The sequence below is a fragment of the Mucilaginibacter sp. P4_C11 genome, assembly GCF_056402115.1.
In genome coordinates, this window is the sequence record NZ_JBFUIA010000003.1 from 230,710 (window position 1) to 249,680 (window position 18,971).

Sequence of the window (18,971 nt, forward strand, 5' to 3'; positions counted from 1 at the left end):
TGACTTTTTAATTTTGACTTAAAACGATAATGGTGGACCATAAATGATCCACCATACATCTGAGATTTAGTTGATTATAAAAAGATCTTTGTTACTCTACTACAAGTGTGGCAATGGAATGTGGCTGGCTGGTTGTTTTAGCAGCTTTACCTTTTATCCACAGGCTATATTCAATTTTTTCGTCGGTTTGATTCATCACTATTACGGATAACTTGCCGTTAGGGTTTAGGTAAGCGGTAGTTAATAATTTGTCGCGGCTGGCTACGGCCGCAACCCGCTTAGCACCAGGCTGAATGTACTTGCTAAAATGCCCCAAATAATAGTACGAACTGGTGTAAATAAGGCTGCCGTTACGTAAATCGGCATGTACCGGTGCAAAACAAAAGTTACCAACATGGTTAGGGCCGCCTTTTTCATCCAGTAGGATGTTCCAATCCGTCCATGCTACGGTTCCTGCATTAAAGTCGTTTATCATCGCCAGGCCATAACGCTCGCCAAGCGACCAATCGTTAATTTTATTGAAGTCGTATTTTTCGATACAGCCTTCGGTAAAAATGAGGTTTTTAGCAGGGAAAGCCTCGTGCGTACGCCGTAACGACTCAAATTGCTGCCCCGCTCCCGTCCATGTTTCATACCAGTGGAAACCAATGCCCCACACGTATTTAGCGGCAGCAGGGTCTTCAAGAATGGTGCTGGCTTGCTGATATAACAAATCGCGGTTGTGGTCCCATACAATCAGTTTTTTGCTGCTTAAGCCCTGTTTGGCCAATGTTGGGCCTAAAAAGTTCTTTACAAAATCGCGCTGTTCCTCGGCTGTATATTTACATGATTCCCAGCTTTGCGATGCCATAGGTTCATTTTGTACCGATAAGCCCCAAATAGGAATACCTTCATTTTCATAAGCCCTTATAAATTTGCCATAAAAATTGGCCCAGCTTTGATAGTATTTTGGTAGCAGTTTACCGCCATGCAGCAGGCTGTTATTATCCTTCATAAAAGCAGGCGGGCTCCAGGGCGATACAAACAAGGTAAGTTTGCCACCGGCAGCAGCCATAGCTTCTTTGATAAATGGAATACGGTAAGCCCTGTCATGACCGATATTGAAAGTTTTAAGCGCTCCGTCGCCCTCTTTGATATAAGAGTAGCTATCGCTCGAAAAATCGCAGCTTTGGATGTTGGTACGGGCCAGGGTGTAGCCTATTCCCTTATTCTTATCATAGTAGGCGGCTAACAGTTCTTTTTGTTTATCCTTAGGCAGCTTGTAAAAAGTTTCGGCAGAGGCATCTGTGAGTGCGCCGCCAATGCCCAGCATGGTTTGAAACGACTTTGCCGGATCAACAAAAACAGATACTTCTGTTTCGCCTGGCTGGGGGCTATCCTGAAACTTTAGGGTTTCGGTAGTTTTAAACCTCATGCCCGGTTCGTTATCAGAAACTATAACACTTACCTTTTTATTCGCGGTGGAAAACGACGCTTTAACCTGGGCGTTTGCCGCGGGTAACTGCAGTAAGCCAGCTCCTATAAAACAGGTAATAATTACTTTTTTATTCATGGTTTATCTTAATTGGTTTACCGACGGGCAATTAGCCATTAGGGGAAGCGGTTCCGGTATCCCAAATTAAGAAAGTTAATTTGAATAAAGCAAATATGCACCACAATAAATAATTGATTTATAGCAATTTACAGGCAAGTTGATACGGTTTAATACCAATAAAACTATTTTAAATATTACTAATAATCAAGCAGTTAAAAATTCGGGAACGATACCGTAAATATGTTTTGATACGCTAACATACATTTGTGTATTTTATACACTCTGAATGCAGTATTCTGACTGCTGTAAATAAATTATTGGCTTTTAAGTTCCTCTTCAATCCGCAGGCTTTCTTTGTGGATGGCGTTCATCAGCTCGGTAATAAACGTTTCCGACAGACCTTCTTTTTTACCCGCAGCAACGGCCTTTTCAAGCACCTGCTTAAACCGATCGGCCTGTAATGGGGCTATATTGTTTTTGGCCTTGTAAATGCCAATCTCCTTAACCACCTGTTCCCGCTGGCCCAGCAGCGCTATGAGTTGCTTATCCAGCGAATCAATTTTATTACGGCTTATCTTCAGGGTTTGATCGGTGCTTTTAGGGGTCTCCATCGGTACAGATTGCGCGGTGGCTAAATTGAGGTTAAACAAATACATCAATAACAAAACTCCAAATCGGGCGAGTATTTTCATATCCCAATTTAATAAAATTTATCTGATTAATTTGAAGATTTGAGAATTTGAAGATTTGAAAATGGACGGTTAAAAGCCAGTCAAAAAATTTCAAAAAAACTACAAAAAACCACACAAATGATGCAAAAAACACTGCTAATTATCAATTTTTAGGTAATAAATAACAATATCTGGATACTTTTTAATAATCCTTATCGGTTTAACCTAAAATTAAAAAACCAGGGAGCTCAGTCCCTGGTTTTCCGTCAAAACGATCATCCCAAATCTGTTTACCTGTCGCTATTATGTCCGCGTTTAATCATCTCGTGGACGGCCCTGGCTAAAAACTCTTTTCCGTAATCGTCAAGGTTGGTTTGTTTGCCGCCGCCGTTTATTTCGTAAACAATCTTGCCATGATCGTTCTCGGCTACCAGGTCATCGCTGTTGATAATACAGGAGACCGATCCATGGGGCGAAATAGCCTTAATAGCCTTGCCATCCTCGGTAAAATAGGTTTGGCCGCGGTACTCAATCTTTACGGTTCTGCCGTCGGCATTTTCAATAATGGTGGTGTGCCGGCCGCCAAAGCGGCAGGCTGTGGCCAGCAGCATAAGCCCTGCCAGGGCCATAAATTGTTGTATTTTTTTCATGATGATATGTATTAGTGTCGCGCTCATCACAAAGCTAATACAAAACACAGTACTATACAATACATAGTACCATATTTATTGAAAATAATTTTATGTAGTATTTTCTGCAGATGACGAGTTCTATTTCCGAGGTGCGTAAGCCTGTGACACTGAGCCTGTCGAAGGGGCGCGGAGAGGCTTTTGCCCACTATGCTTCAACGGGGCTCAGCATGACAGCCCTTTTTAGATGCCTCCCTACTCCCGCACTCCCCTATATCTTCCCATTCAGCAAATCCTCAACCAAAATGCCGTTGATGGTCATACCGGTAATATTGCAGTCGGTTATGGCTACGCCTTGCAGGTTACAGTTGTTGATGGTGCTGTGACTCAGTTCGCAGTCATCAAAGCGCAGGGGGCGTTGTTTTGCTGCCGGGTTGTATGCCGGGTGGCCCACCGGCGGCATACCAATGTTGTGGATGTAGGCCCCGCCAAGCTGCGCGCCTTCAATCTCCAGGTCGCTTAGGTTGGCATTGGTAATTTTAAGTTTGCTCAGCTCAACGTCGTTAAAGCTGGCGTTGCTCATTTTGAGCATCAAAAATGTCGATCCATCCAGGTGCGCGTATTTGGCATCAATTACTTTGGTGGTTTCGATGATACTAAGCTTTTCGGCCTGATTATTTGAACTTTCCATAATAGTTTTGTTTGTTAATCGAATTTACAAAGGCGCCCAGGAATTGCAATGGCCTGATCAGACATTTTAAGGGTATTTTTGCGACAATTGGGGCATCGCTGTTTGTAGGCGCTACAATCCAAATTGCGTCAAACTATTTGGTGCTGAAAACGTTAGGCTGTAATAAACCAATCATGAAACCGATATTTTTCACGTTAACCAGCCACCTGCGGCTGATGGTGATACCCGATACCGAAGCGCACCTGGACGGGCACCCTGTAATTAGTTATACCTACAGCCTGTTTATAGCCAGGGACAGGGACCACGAAGAACAAGCTTTAGAAAAAGAAAGCACCTTACATTTAGACAAAATTAACGACCCCGATTATTTAGGTTTTGTTGCTTTTGAACAACCCGCCAATGTATTCTCCTACACGGCAGGCCAGCATGAATTAAGCATTGCAGAAGTTGAAGAAGTAATTGAACTGCTAACCAAATTCAGGGATAACCCACCCCTTTGGCGCCCAATTGACGATATCTGACTAGTGTTAAGTCAACAGTACTAATTCGTAAGTATAAAGTTGATTTTTTTCTTCTTTGACTTAGAACTTAAGGCTTTTGGCTAAAGACTATCCGTCAATTTATCGATGACACGACACTAGTGCAGCGCCGTTGGCAACCCATCAAGACTAATTAGGTTTTTTTCTTTTTTATAGGCCTCCAATCCTTCGGCCCCTTTATTGGCAGCCCATTTGTAAGCCTGGTCGCGCTCACCTTCGTAGCTGTAATAGGGTACGCTAAAGCCGCAGGATGTTTGTACCTGGTAAACGTTGGCCACAATAATTTGCCGGGTTGATAGCAGGATATCAAAATGCTGCGCCAACAGCGGCCATTCTTCGTCGCCGGGCAGCACCGTGTAGCCATTGCCATATAAACGCAGAATATTTGGCGGCCCCTCAAAAGCGCAAAACATAAAAGTGATCCGGCCATTTTCCAGGAGATGGGCCGACGTTTCGTTACCGCTGCCAATAATATCCATGTAGGCTACCCTGGTGGCCGATAATACCTTAAAGCTATCAATCCCTTTGGGCGATAAATTAACATGCCCATTGGCAGCAAGCGGTGCCGAGGCTACAAAAAACATTTTTTGTTTTTCAATAAAAGCCTGGTGTGCAGGCTGGATGGTTTCAAAAAACTTTCCCATGGTGGTTTCATTTTTCTTGTCCATCAAATTTAATAAATTATTGCAGCTGCTGGGCGTTTCGAGCGTTAAGTTATTGTGAAAGCGGGGTGGCTACGGGGGTAAGTGCTCATAAGATAATGAGCTTTAAACGGGGGCTAAACTTCTCACGCAAGTCAATACTTTGTCGGGGGCGGTACTAGTTATCTCGCCGGAGATCTTTAAACCGACTTAATCATCAATAAATTTAAGTAACTCTGTAAGTTCTTTATCAGGAATGTTTTCTTTTTCACTTTTATCAAAAAGAGTGAGTAGATAAACAGTACTTTGTACCACCTGAAACAGGTAATTACCCTTGCTCCTCCCGATTTTCCTTTTCCTTTACTGGCAATTGACATTCTAACTTTATAGCACTCATTACCAAGTGCAGTTCCGCGGGGAGGGTTTTCTTTAAGAGTGGTAGTAACAATGAAAAGTCGGCCTTAAGAAAGGCAATCGACCCGGCCCTAGCCTGAAACTATCTAAACCCTGCAAATTCTTTTTCGTTTTTTATATTTGGGTCTCAGTTTAAAATATGCACCCGCTTATACAACATATTCAAAAAATCACCGACAGTCCAAACCTGGAGGATGATCGGATTTTAGCGTTTTTTGAAACTAAAGTATTCAAAAAGAAAGGCATTTTATTGGAAGAAGGCAAGCGTTGCCCGTCTTATTTTTTTGTAGTAAAAGGCTGCCTGCGTTTGTTTTTTACCGATGATAAAGGAGCGGAACAAACATTGCAGCTGGCGTTAGAAAATTGGTGGATCACAGATATAGACGCTTTTCTGTCTGAACGGAAATCTTCCTATACCATCCAGGCGCTGGAAGCAACCGAAGTACTGGCCATTACGGCGCGGAATTACGAATTGATATTGGCAAAGGTCCCGGTTATGGAGAAATATTTCAGATTGATATATGAACGGGCCTATGCGGCATCCTTATCGCGGATCCGCATGATCTCAAGGATGCCTAAAGATGAATTTTATGATTTATTTCGATCTAAATATCCGGCATTCCTGCAAAGGGTCCCACAAAAAGTTTTAGCTTCGTTTTTAGGTTTTACCCCGGAATACCTAAGCGAGTTGCGGAAAAAGAAGTAAAAGAAAAGATAATCCATGACCGGACAATTATATCAGCACATACAAAAACTTGTTCCCGCATTTGCTGCCGAATGGGAGCAAATGTTGTTATTCCTTCAAACAAAAACAGTAATGAAAGAGGAATTGCTTTTGCGGGAGGGAGACATTTGCGATACCATTTACTTTGTTAATACAGGCTGTCTGTATTTGTTTTATGAAAACAATCATGAAAAGCAGGTTATTCATTTCGCGTTGGAGAACTGGTGGATAACCGACTATAAAGCTTTCTGCGATGGCAAACCTGCTGCTTATTCGATCGTGGCGATGGAAGATTCAGAAATCACCTTTATAAGCCGAAAAAATTACGAGGCCCTCCAGTTGCAATTCCCCTTATTGGCCTTGTATTTCAATAAGATCCATGAGCGGGCTTATGGAGCAGCTTTGCTTAAACAAAAGACATTTGCCACGGTATCCAAAAAAGATTTTTATCACTATTTCAAAACCACCTATCCTGAAGTGATCCTGAGAATTCCGGATACTATTTTTGCTTCTTATATGGGTGTTTCACCCGAGGCTTTAAGCGTGCTGCAGGAGGAATATATTTCTTAAACCAGCTTAAGTTTTCAGGAGACAGCTATAGCCATCTTTGTGTTGTACAACTAACTAAAAAAACACATAAGATGAAAATTGTAGTTATCGGCGGAACCGGCCTTATAGGCAGCCAAACAGTAAATCAGTTACAGCATACCGGACACGAAGTAATCGCTGCTTCACTCAACACGGGTGTGAACATCCTTACGGGCGAAGGTTTACATGAAGTGTTAAAAGGAGCGCAAGTAGTAGTGGATGTGTCCAACTCACCTTCTTTTGAAGATGCAGCTGTGATGAACTTTTTCAAAACCGCTAATCAAAACCTGCTCGCAGCAGAAAAAGCAGCAGGCGTACAACACCATGTCGCCTTGTCGGTGGTAGGTACACAAAAATTACAAGCCAGCGGCTATTTCAGGGCCAAACAAGTTCAGGAAGATATGATCAAAGCATCGGGTATTCTTTATACCATCGTTCATGCAACACAATTTTTTGAATTTGCTGGTGGTATTGTTCAAATGAGCATGACGGACGGAAAAGTAATATTGCCGGATGCCAACATACAACCAATTGCGAGCAAAGATGTTGCCTCGTTTATGGCAGACGTTGCACTGAGTAAGCCGGTTAACAGAATACTGGAAATTGGCGGGCCGGATAAATTTAATATGGTTGCATGGGTTAAACAATACGAACAGGCGACACATAAGCACCATGAAATAGTTGCAGATGTCAAAGCATTATATTCCGGTGCACCGTTGGATGCCGACACCCTGGCGCCTGAAAATGCGGTTTTTTTGGGCAAGAACCATTATGCGGACTGGATTGCTATCGCTGAGAATCAACGGTAAGATTAAATCATCAATTCCTGAAAAATTAAGAAAAAATGAACAGCGAACAATTAATTGAATTAACAAAAAAGCTCATTTATGAGGCGACGCATTTTAATGTGCCCTATGTAAAACAAATTTATGCAGATAACCTGCTGATAGTTAAGGTTGATGAAAATGGCACAGTGGATACTATGGATAAAGAGCAGCTTGTTGGATTTGTACAAGGCAATAAAGATTCAAACGCCGAGCCCTTATCCAGCAAAACTGAGTTTCATTATGCCGTATGCGATGAAAACCTGGGTATGGTGGTGATTACGCGTGAATTAGTCTTCGACGGCAAATTGAATAGGAAATTTTTTACCGTTATCTGGCAATATTTATCGGGAAGATGGCAGGTTGTTAAGGAATCATCTATGTCGCTCCATTGACGATTCTTTCCATAACGAGCCTGGCGCTGCATGAAACAGAGGCTATGCCATTCACGATCGCCGTAAGGCAGTGCCAGGCTATTATATCTCAATTATTGATTATAAAAAAAGCAAAACGAAATGAATAACTTTTTATTTGGGCCTGTTTTGGATCCCAAAACTACAGATAATGGCCAGGCCGGTGAAGAAGCAGAAAAAGATTTTGATCCCAATGAGGAAAGCTTAACCGAGGGTGGCGAATATATGGACGATGCCTTAAGAATGGTAGAGCAGCCCTTTCATTCAAATATTTAAAATCGTTTAAAAAGATTTAATTATGGTAGCTTATAATATGGAAATCAAAAATACCGGTCCGATATTAAGGGATCTGTTAACTGTAATTGACAACTTTAATATTGAAGAGCACGTGTATGTAAGTCGCGGAATATCCAAAGAGCACTCAGCACTGCCGGGACCCGGCGCATCGTTAGGTGAATTTGGCATCAAAGAATTACCGCTCCCTGGTATTTTAGACATTTTGGGAATACGCAGCCTTATTTTAAATTCAAGTCAAGGTTTGCAAGTACTTTCCCGGCTCAATGTTATTACATCCACAGTGGAAATAGAAAAACATAAACGGGAGCTTTTTAAGGATAGCGCATTTATTAAAGATCTTCAATCCCTGTTTCGCGATAGCCGCGCAATCGCTTTTGATGACTGGGCTACGCTAAGTGAAGCTTCTGTTGTGTGGGAGGGGTTACTCACAGATGTCATTAAGCCGCTTGGTAAAACCGATCAGGAATATATTTTTTACCTGGGCGATGCTGCACCAAAGCTATCTTTTGAAGTAGATGAAGCGCTTGATTTAATCAGCAATTTTTCGCTGCACGGAAAAGTGACGGTTGCGCTGGACGAAAATGAAGCTATCAAATTATGGATGATATTAAATGGCGTACAACCGGGTACAGAAATTGCCGAACAATCTTTTTCAGATCTGAAAAAGAAGTATTTTTCGATTTTCAGAACTATGAATATCAACAATCTCTTGATTTATTCAGCAAACGACGCCATATTATATTCAGATGACGAACAATTTGTTCTTTCGCGGAGGAAGGTAGATCACAACATAGAGATTGCTTCAGATGCCCGGCAAAATTTTATTGCCGGCTACAGCCTGGGCTTGCTTATGCGGATGGACATTGGTCATTGTATTGCGCTCGGCCTTATTGTGTTTGGCTCCAGGGGTTTATTACCATCGGGTCCGGAACGAAAGAACCTGTGCTTTTACATTCAAAGCTGGATTCAGGACCTGCAAAGACCCGAAGGCGTAGAACTCTACCAGGACAATTAAAAGACGCGCGTCTTTTAATCGCATTCCCAAGGCTTTTTATCTTCCCGCGGTATTCGGTAATTTTCGGTATTTCTTGTATTAGCAAACATTGAACTCTTTAACAGTGACCTTAAGTAGCTCACTTTCGGTTTTTTAAAAACCAAAACCATCGTTATTCAAGCTGCCTTCCCTTAGGGGAATCGAACCCCAGGGCTAAAAATGCAATTTCCCTCAAGTCTTCAATAAAATAGTTCGAGAACTGTCCAAACTCGCCCCCCTCTCCGCAGACTTCCTTTGTCCTCAGCTTTCAAACCACGATGCACGTACAACAATATCGAATAATAAATTTCAAATATCCAACACTGAGGGTTTTCCTTCACTATTCGACATTAAAACCATCTCTCATTCCTTACCTTAATCGTATCGGAGCCCTCCCTCTATTTCCCCACATTAAATACATAACTCCCCGATGCCAGCTCATAAACAGCCTTCCCATTGGCATATTTCAAAAACTTGATCCCTTTTACCTTATCCGCAGGCTTGCCGGCTTCGGTTACCGCCGAAGCAGATAGAGCAGGCAAGTATAAAGTGGCTTTGGTATTTGCCGGTACGGTGGCGTTATAAACCAGTGTGTTGCCTGCCGTTTTCCAGCTGCTGCTAATCCTTCCGTAGGGCGAATCGTAGTAGCCTTTGGCGTAGGTCATCTGGCCGGTTGGGTCGGGTTCGGGTTGCAGGATAAAGTTTTTAAAACCAACTTCGCCGCGCTGGATGCCCAGTGAGTAGGCCATCATCCACTGGCCAATAGCGCCAAAGGAGTAGTGGTTAAATGAATTCATGCTGTTGTTACCACCGAAGCCGTTTTCTACCGTGTAGCCGTTCAGGCGTTCCCAAATCGTTGTTGCGCCCTGGTCAATGGCATACAGCCATGATGGGTAATGGTTGTTTTGCAGTACTTTGTAGGCAAGGTCGGCGTGCCCGTAATCGGATAGCGATTTGCTGATCCATGCCGTACCTATAAAGCCGGTCATTAAGGAGTATTTAGGGCGGGTAATACCGCCATCGTCCTTGCTTTCGCGCTCCACGGCATCCTGCAGATTTTTTGCCATGTAGGGGATATTTTCATCACTAAAGGCCCCTACCGACAGGCCCACCGCGTAAGGTGTTTGTAAGTCGGCCACTTTAAATTCCTGCTTTGCGTCGCGTGGTGCAAATATGCCCCCGCCCAAAAGCCCCAAAGCTTTTTTATCGGCATTCACGAAGGTTTTGTTAAAAAAGGCTTTGCGCTCGTTATACCTTTCCTGGTATTTGGCAGCATCGTCGGGTTTATTTAAAGCCATGGCAACTTTTACCATAATACCCAGGTCAAAGATATGATAGGCGGTTACCAGGTAATCGGTACCCTGCTGGTTATTTTGAGGGCCAAGCCAATCGCCTAATTGCGAATCGGTACTGAGGCCTGTTTTTTTGCTGATGGTGGAGTCAAGAAAACTCATGTACCTGGCCATGGCCGGATAATGCTCTTTCAACAAGGCCACATCCTCATATTGCTGATATGCTTCCCATGGAATAGTAATACCAGCGCTACCCCAAAGTAAGCCGCCAAAACCGCCGCCCACGGGGGCAATATCTGTAAACTTACCGTTAGTCATTTGCACATCGCGCATGGCAAACAGGTGCCGCCTTAAAAACTGATCGCTGTTGGACAGATAGGTAGCCGTACGCGAAAAAATACTGATATCGCCCGACCAGCCCATCCGCTCGTTTCGTTGCGGGCAATCGGTAGGGATGGTTAAAAAGTTATCGATGTTTGACCAGGTAAGGTTTGACCACAGCTTGTTCACTTTGGGGTTTGACGTTACGTAGTCGGCCGTTAGCTTGTGGATAGAACTCATGGCTAAACCCTGCACCGCGTTTAACGGCAGCGGCCCATCAACCCCGGTAATTTCAATATATTGATACCCATGCGATGTAAAGTGCGGCTGAAATGTTTGCTCGCCATCCTTCATGGTATACACATCCTGGCTCAGAGCCCCGCGGTAATTCTCGGTCATGATCATCCCTACATTCTTGCCCGATTCTTTGAGGGCCGGGTATAAAACTTCGGCATAACGCAACAATAACTTTTTACCAGCCTTGCCGTCTTTGATATAAATTTTGGGCACGCCCACCATATTTTGCCCCATGTTGTACACATAAACACCTTTGCGTACCTCCTGGATGCTTTTGGCGGTAAGCGTTTTGTAGATGCCGGCCGGCTGGCCAATTTGCCCAATCAGCGATAGCTTATCGTAGTTAAGCTCATCTTTATGGCCAAAAAAATCATAGGATACACCCGAATAGGTGGTACCATCCACAGATACCTTAACCGCCTTTTGCCAGGCATTATCATTATAGTTTACCGTATTCCAGTTGTTTATCCCGGCTTCTAACGAGGCATCATAAACTTCGCCCATATCCAGGCTGCTGTAAACTATAGGGCCTTTGTTATAATACTTCCAATCTTTATCGTTGGTAGTAATTACTTTTTTTGAACCGTCGGCATATTTAATCACCAGTTTGGCCAGCAACGATTGCCTGTCGCCAAAATGGTTCCAGATAGAGCCGTAGCTTAGCAGGCCGCTCCACCAGCCTTCGCCCAGCATGGCGCCCAAAGCATTTTGCCCGTTGGTAACCATCGTGGTAACATCATAGGTTTGGTACAGGTGGGTAATGTTGTATTGCGTTAAGCCTGGGTTGTAATAATCGTTACCTACGCGTTTGCCATTCAGGTACACCTCATAAATGCCGCGGGCGGTAACGTACAGGCGGGCGCTTGCAATTTTTTTGCTGTTTGTTTCAAATTGAGTACGCAGCATTGGCATGGAGTTGTGGCTTGGATCGGCCACCGCAAAAACACCCTGGCTACCGCCCGAAACCACAAACCGCTCGTTTTTGATGCTGATGCCGGATGTAGCTTCACCTATGAAAGATTTATAAATACCTCCATAATTTTTTGCCGATAAATCCTCCTTAAACAAAATATTTCCCGGTTTACGCGCGTTGGATACTTCCAGCCCCGAAAATGCGGCCTGCTGACCGGGAGCCAAGGCATAACCAATATCGCAAAGCAACCCGTAGGTGATTACATCGCGTGCGCCCAGCGGGTTAAGGGTAATTACCGCCTTGTGCGTACGCGGCGGGAAACCGCGCTGGTCGGCCACGGGTGTTTTATCGTTATCTACAAGAAAATCATAGTCACCATCTACGCTAAAGGTTAAAGTGCCCATTTCGTTATCAATTTCAAAACGATGCTCTTTATTTTTATTGCCTTCGTTAATTACACTTGTTTTAATATCAAACGATTTAACAACACGCGTAGCTGTATCATTACCCGTATAACCGCTACGGTATACGTTAATTTTTGCGTTACCTGTACCGGCGCTGCCCAGCTTTGAAATATCCAGCTCGATCTTAAAATAACTCTCATCCTTTTTACTTTCAACCTGGAAAATATTTTTGTTTTTATCCATTAACCGGGCATCATTGGCACCCATAATGATGCTTGCACGGGTGCTGCCGGGCGCTATGGCCAGCTTGTAATTCATATTAAAAACGGGCAGGTATTTGGAGTATAAAACCAAATCGTTATTGCCGCCGCCAATCCAGGTGGCGCCATCCCAGGCCGATAATTTGGGGTCGGGATCCATCAAACCCGTTTCAAACCACGAGGTATTGGTTAACATGGCCCCGGTTTGGTCCCAAACGGTAACTTTCCAGTTGTAACGGGTGGCCGCTTTAAGCTTTTTGCCTGCATATTCAATATTCGATGATTTGCTGCTGCTTATTTTCCCGGTGGCCCAAACGGGTTTGCCTGCGCCATCTTTTACTTCGAGCTGGTATGATAGCTGCACATAGCCCCTTGCCCCTGCCGGCGCTTTCATTTGCCAGCTAAAGCGGGGAGTTTCCACATCAATACCAATGGGCTTATCTGTATACTCCACCTGCAGGTTATCAATACTTGCAGCAGGATTGGCCTTTGGCTGCATGACAAACGCCGCCGCATTATTACCAGGAAAAATCACAAAAACTAAGGCGAAAACAAGCGTAATACTTTTAAAAGCGAACAGGCAACTCTTTTTCATGAAGGGGTATAGTTAACTAAGTTTAATAATTTCAATAATAAAACCAATCATTGGCTTGTATACACACCGGTTTCACCTATTGCCCATACAATAAATTACGGCTATCGCAGGCATTGCAGCCCCGACAGCATGTATCAACCCAATAAAAAACAGAAAGTGGTTTTATAATTATTTACACAATAATACGTGTTGAAACGGTGAAACCGTCATGAACTGTCTTTTAGAAATTTGCCGGTTTATTCTTCATCTTTAAAATGCAAAAGGATAAGCACCAACACCAGGAAGCTAACAATTCTTTCGGCGGCACCCAGCCCATTCCAAATGCTGCTTTGCCACATGGCAAACCATTCGCCGCCTATAACTTCAAAACCTAAAAACCAGATGATGATACCTATGGTAATGCCTGCCACAGCCCAATTTTTGGATGCATGAAATACATAAGCGGCCGATTTTAAATTTTTAAAAAGCATCAGGCTGCCTTTAGTACAGCAAAAGGCCATTGCAGCCTCGAACGCAATAAGCATAATATAGCCCGCATGAAACAGAAAAACATTGTTTACATGCCTATAGTATAAATGGCTGCCCGGAAAAACGGTATCCATTTTCATTACATGCTCAACAAACCGGTAATTGGTAAAATAATCGGTCGTATTCCCGATAACAACCAGTAATGCCATCAGGGCAATTGCAGCCACGGCAATCGCCTTGGCTAACCTAAACATGAATTGAACCGGGTACATAATTGGCTATGGTTTATTAAACGAAGATGCCGTTTTTTGTTTGTAAAACCCAAAAGGATTGCGTCAAAAAGACAGGCTTATTTTATAGCTGCTAGCACCAAGTCCCAAGTCAAAAACCGTTATCCCTATTTCATTTTTGATACACACGTACATAATCAACCTCAAACCGTTTTGGAAAAGTGGTTGCCGATGGTTCGCCGCCGTTATCGCCGCCAATGGCCAGGTTCAGGAGGATGTAGTGCGGCTGTTTAAAGGGATTAAAGTTGCTGCCATCCTGGTTAACCAGGTCTTTTAAAGCCACGTGGTTAAGCAATATATCATCAACATACAGGCTAATGGAGGTTTCGTCCCAATCCATTCGCCAGGTATGAAAGCGCTGGTTCCAGCCGGGTTCAAATTCATCGAGTTTTTTTACATTGCTATACCATTTGGCCTGGTAGGGTGCATCGGTACCGCAAGCGATGTTGGCCAACAGTTTATCCTGGTAAAATTCCATAATGTCAATCTCGCCGTTTGATGGCCAGGGATTGTTAAGGCCTAAGGTCCAGAAAGCCGGCCATAAGCCTGCATCGGTATTTATACGGCCCCGCATAATCAGCCGGCCATATTGCCAGCTTTGCAGTCCACCTGTATTCATACAGGCCGATGTATATTCAATAAACGGTCGGCTGGTCTGCCAGTCGGTACTGTTAGGCACATACGCGGGATTGGGCAGGTGCACCTTTTTAGCTTCTATTACCAATAACCCGTTGTGGCAGGTGGCATTGGCGGCCTGGTACCATTGGTCTTCATGGTTGCGTACAAAACCCTGCTCAAACTTCCAGTTGGCGGGGTTTGGCGATCCCTCGTTATTAAATTCATCGGCCCAAACCTGTTTGTATCCGCCAACGGTATCCGGCTGTATTTGCTGGCTTTGCGCTTTTAAAGGTGCCAGGAATGCTAAACTTAATACCATCCGTTTCATCACAACAAAAAGGGTAGTTGGTTTATGGTAATGCTTAGTGGTAAAAAGCTTTGTATTCGGGGCTATTGCCATGGTATTATTTTTATTGGTCAATATCGGGTTTTATATCTGTAAGCGCCTAATTTATGGACAATCAATGAGGACTGGGTTGTTTACGACTCCGCCCTACCCCTCCAATGAGGCCCGTGGTTTTAATGCGGTGCAAATTTTATATATTGTAGCCAGATATTAAAACAGCCCATGACCCGATTGCTACCGGTAGTTTATCTTCTTTGCAGTATTCCCCTGTTTGTAAAAGCGCAAAATAAAAACACTGCGCTTCCATTAGCCTATCATCTTGGCTGGGACGGAAAATCGACCATCCTGCAGGTAAGTCTCGAATATACCCCTGCAAACAAAGATAGCACCGTATTCATTTACGGCGATCTCAATTTTGGCGGTCAAAAGGAAATTTTTAACGTACTGCAAAACATCACCACTAAAGACAAAATAAAGCTTACACCACGCGAAAGAAAAATAACGGTTTACCATACCGGCGCGGGGCCTACGAAAATAAGTTATACAATTAACGGCCAATTGGTTGGCAACCCCAAACGGGCAACGGTTGATGAATTGTTTCGCCCGCTGATAACGCCCAATATATTATACCTGGTGCCCCAGTTTTTTATGATAAACCCGGTGGGGCACCCGGCCAGGGAGGCAAGTATCCAATGGGATACATTTCCGGCGGGTTTACCTTATTTCATGTCAACCGCAGCTGGTGCCGGTCCGGGTGTTAAACAAACCATTACGCTTAAACAGGAGCAGGATGTATTGATGCTGATGGGCGCCAACCTAGTAATTAACACCTACAAAGTACACGGCATACCCTATTATTCCATTACATCAAAAAGTGACACCATTAATAACTTAAAAGCGGAACTTAAGCCCTTTTTTGAGCGCTATTTTCCGGGGCTGCGCGATTTTTGGAACGACAATAAAGCGCCCTATTATTACATCAGCGTGCTGCCGCTTTTATCAATTGACAAACCATGGGCTACCGGGTACAGCCAGAAGCACGGCTTTGTTATGCGTTATTCCGGAAAATTTGATGACGACAAAAAACGGGTACTGGCTCATGAAACCTCGCACTCGTGGATTGGCAATAACATGCAAATTGGCAACGATGAATTTGACAACCAATGGTTTGGCGAAGGATTTAACGATTACGTGACGCTGATTAACCTGGTAAAATCGGGCATACAGGATAAAGCCGCCTTTTTGGGTTATATGAATAAAAACAATTTGTACGACCATTATAGCAGCCAGGTAAAAAACGCGCCAAATGATTCAATCGCTGCCAAATTCTGGATTGATAAAAACTACCAGACCCTGCCTTATAAAAGAGGCTTTATATATGCGTTTTACTTTGATAACCAAATCCGGCTTGCCTCGGCCGGCAAACTTTCTATCCGGGATTTCCTGCTGACCTTATTTAAAAGAAACCGGCAGATTCATGCCGCAAACCCGGCCGCCAATTTAACTTTGGACGATTATATCGCCGCGGCATCAAAATTCATCCCCGAAAAGCAGGTCAGAAACGAAATTCAAACCTACCTGATTAAAGGCAAACCGCTCAACTTTAAAACCATCCGGCTGATTGATGGCTTTAAGATGGATTACCACGATAGTATACCGGTTTTAACCATAGGCAAAACAATCAATTTAAAAAAAATCTATGCCCAATAATTACAGCCCATCGCGCAGGAGCCTACTTTCCCTGTTGGGCGTACTGCCATTTGCCCCGGGATTATTAAACAGTTTGGCCAAAAACCAGGCTAACGAGCCCGGCACGGGGTTAGTTAACGACAACCCACTCCCAGCCAGGGATCAGTTTGCGATTAAAGGAACATTTTTAAACGCCGCTTATACCCACCCTATGAGCATTGGCAGCGCCAAAAACATTAAAAGCTACCTTGATTTCAGGATGGCGAATGGAAAAGCGGCAGATACTATTGACCAGGACAGAAACACCGCCCGCACCTTATTTGCCCGCCTTATAAATGCCGATGCCGACGAAATTTCATGGGTGCCCAGCACTATGGCTGGCGAAAACCTGGTAGTAAATGGCCTTGGCTTACCGGGCACAGCCGCCAGGATAGTTACCGATGCCTACCATTTTGATGGTTCGTTGTACCTATACTCGGAAATGGCCAGGCGGGGCGCGGATGTAAAAATGGTTATACCCAAAAACAATAAGATTGACCTGGCCGATATGGATGCCGCCATAACACCGGGTACAAAACTGGTAGCCGTTTCGCTGGTATCGATGATTAACGGCTTCCAGCACGATTTGAAGGCGCTTTGCGATATAGCCCATGCCAGGGGAGCCCTGGTGTACGCGGATATTATACAGGCAGCAGGCGCGGTACCCATAGATGTGCATGCCCTTGGTGTTGATTTTTGTGCATGTGCCACCTACAAATGGCTAATGGGCGATTTTGGCGCAGGGTTTTTATACGTGCGGAAAGACAGGCTGCCACTCATTAAACGCAGCCAGTTTGGCTACCGCCAGCTAAAAGACATGCAATCGCATGTTTTCCCTTTTGATGCTGCCGGGAACACCTCATTTGAATTTGTGCAGGGCGACAAAACCCGCAACTATTTTGAAGTGGGCACCCTGGGCAATGCCGCCGTGCCGGCACTTATTTACTCCTTAAACTACCTGCTGCAAACAGGTGTAGATAACATACAAAAGTACCGCCAGCCCCTGCTTGATAAACTGCAACAGGAATTGCCCAAGCTGGGTTACCAACCCATGACGCCAAGCGAATCAACATCGCCGATAGTAAGCTTTGCCCTGCAAGGCGCCGAAAAAAAACTGCACCAAAAACTGGCAGCGGCAGGTATTAACATACAGCTTTATGAAAACCGGTTCCGGATATCGCCATCTGTATACAACACCATGGGCGATATTGAGCACCTGATCAGTGTGCTTTCCTGATTAATGGAACAGCGCGTATTGGAATAGCTTTTAGAAAAAGGCTTAAGGCCTAAGTCAAAAAAGTATAAATCTTACTTTGACTCAATACTGAATACTACTGGTTTTTATAAAAATCAATTCCAATAAAAAATGTGTCCCCACTCCTTTGGAAGACACATTTAATTAACTTTAACTGTTCATTTTTATCAACGTAAATGAAAAAACCGCAAGAACTAAAGGAGTATTTTAAAAGTCTTTATAATTTTTATCGTGAGCCAGCATAGGTCAAAGTACCATCAAAAACCCTTTTGTTGGTGGCATTTGCCCCCCAGTCAAATGCCAGGTGAAATGTTTTGGTATCGGGGTCATAATAATTATCTTTTCCGGCAGTGTTCTGCACAGCCGCATTCCCGGTTGCTATTACGGTTACCTTGTTAGTTGCAGGGTCAACAGTAAGCTGCAGCCCGGCAATACCGCCCACACCGCCGCCGGTGATCCACAATAAAGAAAACGAATTGGTATAGGTTCCTATGGTAGCCACCTCAACCTGCAGCCCATCGGGATAGGTGCCACCAAGTGAAGCATCGGCAACGCCATCAATATACCTGGCTATAGTACCGCCAAGTGTATAAACCCCATCGTATTTGTTTTTAACACTGTAAAATGCATACATAGTGCCCCGGCTGGCCGCATGGATGCCTACCCCGGCCGAATCTGTAATTTTATAAGCCAGGGCGTAACTTTTTGATAAATCAAGCTTACTGCCGTCAAGTTTTATTACAAAATTCTTTGCAAAATCGCCCGAAGCAAATTTAAACGTGAGGTTATCGCCAGATACCGAAACATCGGTAGACGAAGTCCCGATTGTATAAAAAGATGATGGTAATAATTCATAAGCTGTACCATTGGCCTCGTTATAAGCGTCAATAGAATCCGGCACGGCCGATACCACAAAGCTTTGCGCCTTTTTCAGATCCGTATTATTTGCCGCATCTTTTTTCAGCGTAAAAACATCAATGGTTTTAACATCGGTAAACGGATCAAAAAACGTTGATGATTCCATACCATCAGGAAAGCCTATTAAGGTTTTACCTGCATTGAGTGTCTCAGTAGTAACTTTATCGGCAGCGGGTTCCTTTCTGCATCCTGCAAACACAACAGCAAATGCACATGCCAGAACCAGGTATTTAAAAAATATATTCTTTTTCATGTTTTTTAAGTTGAA

General features: G+C 43.9%; 18 protein-coding genes. 9 read left to right on the top strand and 9 right to left on the bottom strand.

Annotated features, from left to right (window positions below):
* Positions 1–91: 91 nt before the first annotated feature.
* The 4 genes from AC1DU2_RS04225 to AC1DU2_RS04240 form a co-directional block, all read right to left on the bottom strand.
* Complete coding sequence (locus AC1DU2_RS04225) at positions 92–1,552, bottom strand: glycoside hydrolase family 30 protein (RefSeq protein WP_477382933.1); 1,461 nt, start codon at positions 1,550–1,552, stop codon at positions 92–94.
* Between the two features lie 296 nt (positions 1,553–1,848).
* On the bottom strand, positions 1,849–2,226 hold the full coding sequence (locus AC1DU2_RS04230; protein ID WP_477360672.1) for a chorismate mutase: 378 nt from the start codon (positions 2,224–2,226) through the stop codon (positions 1,849–1,851).
* Positions 2,227–2,495: 269 nt separating this feature from the next.
* On the bottom strand, positions 2,496–2,855 hold the full coding sequence (locus AC1DU2_RS04235) for a hypothetical protein (protein WP_477382934.1): 360 nt from the start codon (positions 2,853–2,855) through the stop codon (positions 2,496–2,498).
* Between the two features lie 250 nt (positions 2,856–3,105).
* The gene (locus tag AC1DU2_RS04240; protein ID WP_477382935.1) at positions 3,106–3,525 is read right to left on the bottom strand and encodes a pentapeptide repeat-containing protein; all 420 of its coding nucleotides are present in this window, start codon (positions 3,523–3,525) and stop codon (positions 3,106–3,108) included.
* A 173-nt stretch (positions 3,526–3,698) separates the two neighbouring features.
* Between AC1DU2_RS04240 and AC1DU2_RS04245 the strand changes: the two genes are divergently transcribed.
* Entirely contained in the window at positions 3,699–4,046 is a 348-nt protein-coding gene (locus tag AC1DU2_RS04245; protein ID WP_477382936.1) for a hypothetical protein, read from the top strand.
* Between the two features lie 116 nt (positions 4,047–4,162).
* Here AC1DU2_RS04245 and AC1DU2_RS04250 read toward each other — a convergent pair whose 3' ends face one another.
* On the bottom strand, positions 4,163–4,732 hold the full coding sequence (locus tag AC1DU2_RS04250; RefSeq protein WP_477382937.1) for a pyridoxamine 5'-phosphate oxidase family protein: 570 nt from the start codon (positions 4,730–4,732) through the stop codon (positions 4,163–4,165).
* Between the two features lie 526 nt (positions 4,733–5,258).
* Between AC1DU2_RS04250 and AC1DU2_RS04255 the strand changes: the two genes are divergently transcribed.
* The 6 genes from AC1DU2_RS04255 (at position 5,259) to AC1DU2_RS04280 (ending at position 8,980) form a co-directional block, all read left to right on the top strand.
* The gene (locus AC1DU2_RS04255; protein WP_477382938.1) at positions 5,259–5,825 is read left to right on the top strand and encodes a Crp/Fnr family transcriptional regulator; all 567 of its coding nucleotides are present in this window, start codon (positions 5,259–5,261) and stop codon (positions 5,823–5,825) included.
* A 15-nt stretch (positions 5,826–5,840) separates the two neighbouring features.
* Positions 5,841–6,413, top strand: coding sequence for a Crp/Fnr family transcriptional regulator (locus tag AC1DU2_RS04260; RefSeq protein ID WP_477382939.1), 573 nt, complete (start codon positions 5,841–5,843; stop codon positions 6,411–6,413).
* Between the two features lie 71 nt (positions 6,414–6,484).
* The gene (locus tag AC1DU2_RS04265; RefSeq protein WP_477382940.1) at positions 6,485–7,240 is read left to right on the top strand and encodes an SDR family oxidoreductase; all 756 of its coding nucleotides are present in this window, start codon (positions 6,485–6,487) and stop codon (positions 7,238–7,240) included.
* A gap of 35 nt (positions 7,241–7,275) precedes the next feature.
* Complete coding sequence (locus tag AC1DU2_RS04270; RefSeq protein WP_477382941.1) at positions 7,276–7,650, top strand: hypothetical protein; 375 nt, start codon at positions 7,276–7,278, stop codon at positions 7,648–7,650.
* 120 nt (positions 7,651–7,770) lie between these two features.
* Positions 7,771–7,944, top strand: coding sequence for a hypothetical protein (locus AC1DU2_RS04275; RefSeq protein ID WP_477382942.1), 174 nt, complete (start codon positions 7,771–7,773; stop codon positions 7,942–7,944).
* Positions 7,945–7,981: 37 nt separating this feature from the next.
* Complete coding sequence (locus AC1DU2_RS04280) at positions 7,982–8,980, top strand: hypothetical protein (RefSeq protein ID WP_477382944.1); 999 nt, start codon at positions 7,982–7,984, stop codon at positions 8,978–8,980.
* A gap of 416 nt (positions 8,981–9,396) precedes the next feature.
* On the opposite strand, the gene AC1DU2_RS04285 is transcribed toward AC1DU2_RS04280, so the two are convergent.
* The 3 genes from AC1DU2_RS04285 to AC1DU2_RS04295 all read right to left on the bottom strand — a co-directional run bounded on the left by AC1DU2_RS04285 (position 9,397) and on the right by AC1DU2_RS04295 (position 14,856).
* The gene (locus tag AC1DU2_RS04285) at positions 9,397–13,080 is read right to left on the bottom strand and encodes a family 78 glycoside hydrolase catalytic domain (RefSeq protein WP_477382946.1); all 3,684 of its coding nucleotides are present in this window, start codon (positions 13,078–13,080) and stop codon (positions 9,397–9,399) included.
* A gap of 236 nt (positions 13,081–13,316) precedes the next feature.
* The gene (locus AC1DU2_RS04290; protein WP_477382948.1) at positions 13,317–13,802 is read right to left on the bottom strand and encodes a DUF2165 family protein; all 486 of its coding nucleotides are present in this window, start codon (positions 13,800–13,802) and stop codon (positions 13,317–13,319) included.
* 148 nt (positions 13,803–13,950) lie between these two features.
* The gene (locus AC1DU2_RS04295) at positions 13,951–14,856 is read right to left on the bottom strand and encodes a glycoside hydrolase family 16 protein (RefSeq protein WP_477382950.1); all 906 of its coding nucleotides are present in this window, start codon (positions 14,854–14,856) and stop codon (positions 13,951–13,953) included.
* Between the two features lie 168 nt (positions 14,857–15,024).
* On the opposite strand from AC1DU2_RS04295, the gene AC1DU2_RS04300 reads away from it, so the two are divergent.
* Together AC1DU2_RS04300 and AC1DU2_RS04305 are read left to right on the top strand one after the other, a co-directional pair.
* On the top strand, positions 15,025–16,512 hold the full coding sequence (locus tag AC1DU2_RS04300; protein ID WP_477382951.1) for a M1 family aminopeptidase: 1,488 nt from the start codon (positions 15,025–15,027) through the stop codon (positions 16,510–16,512).
* A complete protein-coding gene (locus tag AC1DU2_RS04305) occupies positions 16,502–17,767 on the top strand; it encodes an aminotransferase class V-fold PLP-dependent enzyme (RefSeq protein WP_477382952.1) in 1,266 nt (421 codons plus the stop codon). Before AC1DU2_RS04300 ends, AC1DU2_RS04305 begins: the two co-directional genes overlap by 11 nt.
* Positions 17,768–18,011: 244 nt before the next feature.
* On the opposite strand, the gene AC1DU2_RS04310 is transcribed toward AC1DU2_RS04305, so the two are convergent.
* Positions 18,012–18,956, bottom strand: coding sequence for a DUF1735 domain-containing protein (locus tag AC1DU2_RS04310; RefSeq protein ID WP_477382953.1), 945 nt, complete (start codon positions 18,954–18,956; stop codon positions 18,012–18,014).
* Positions 18,957–18,971 lie beyond the last annotated feature (15 nt).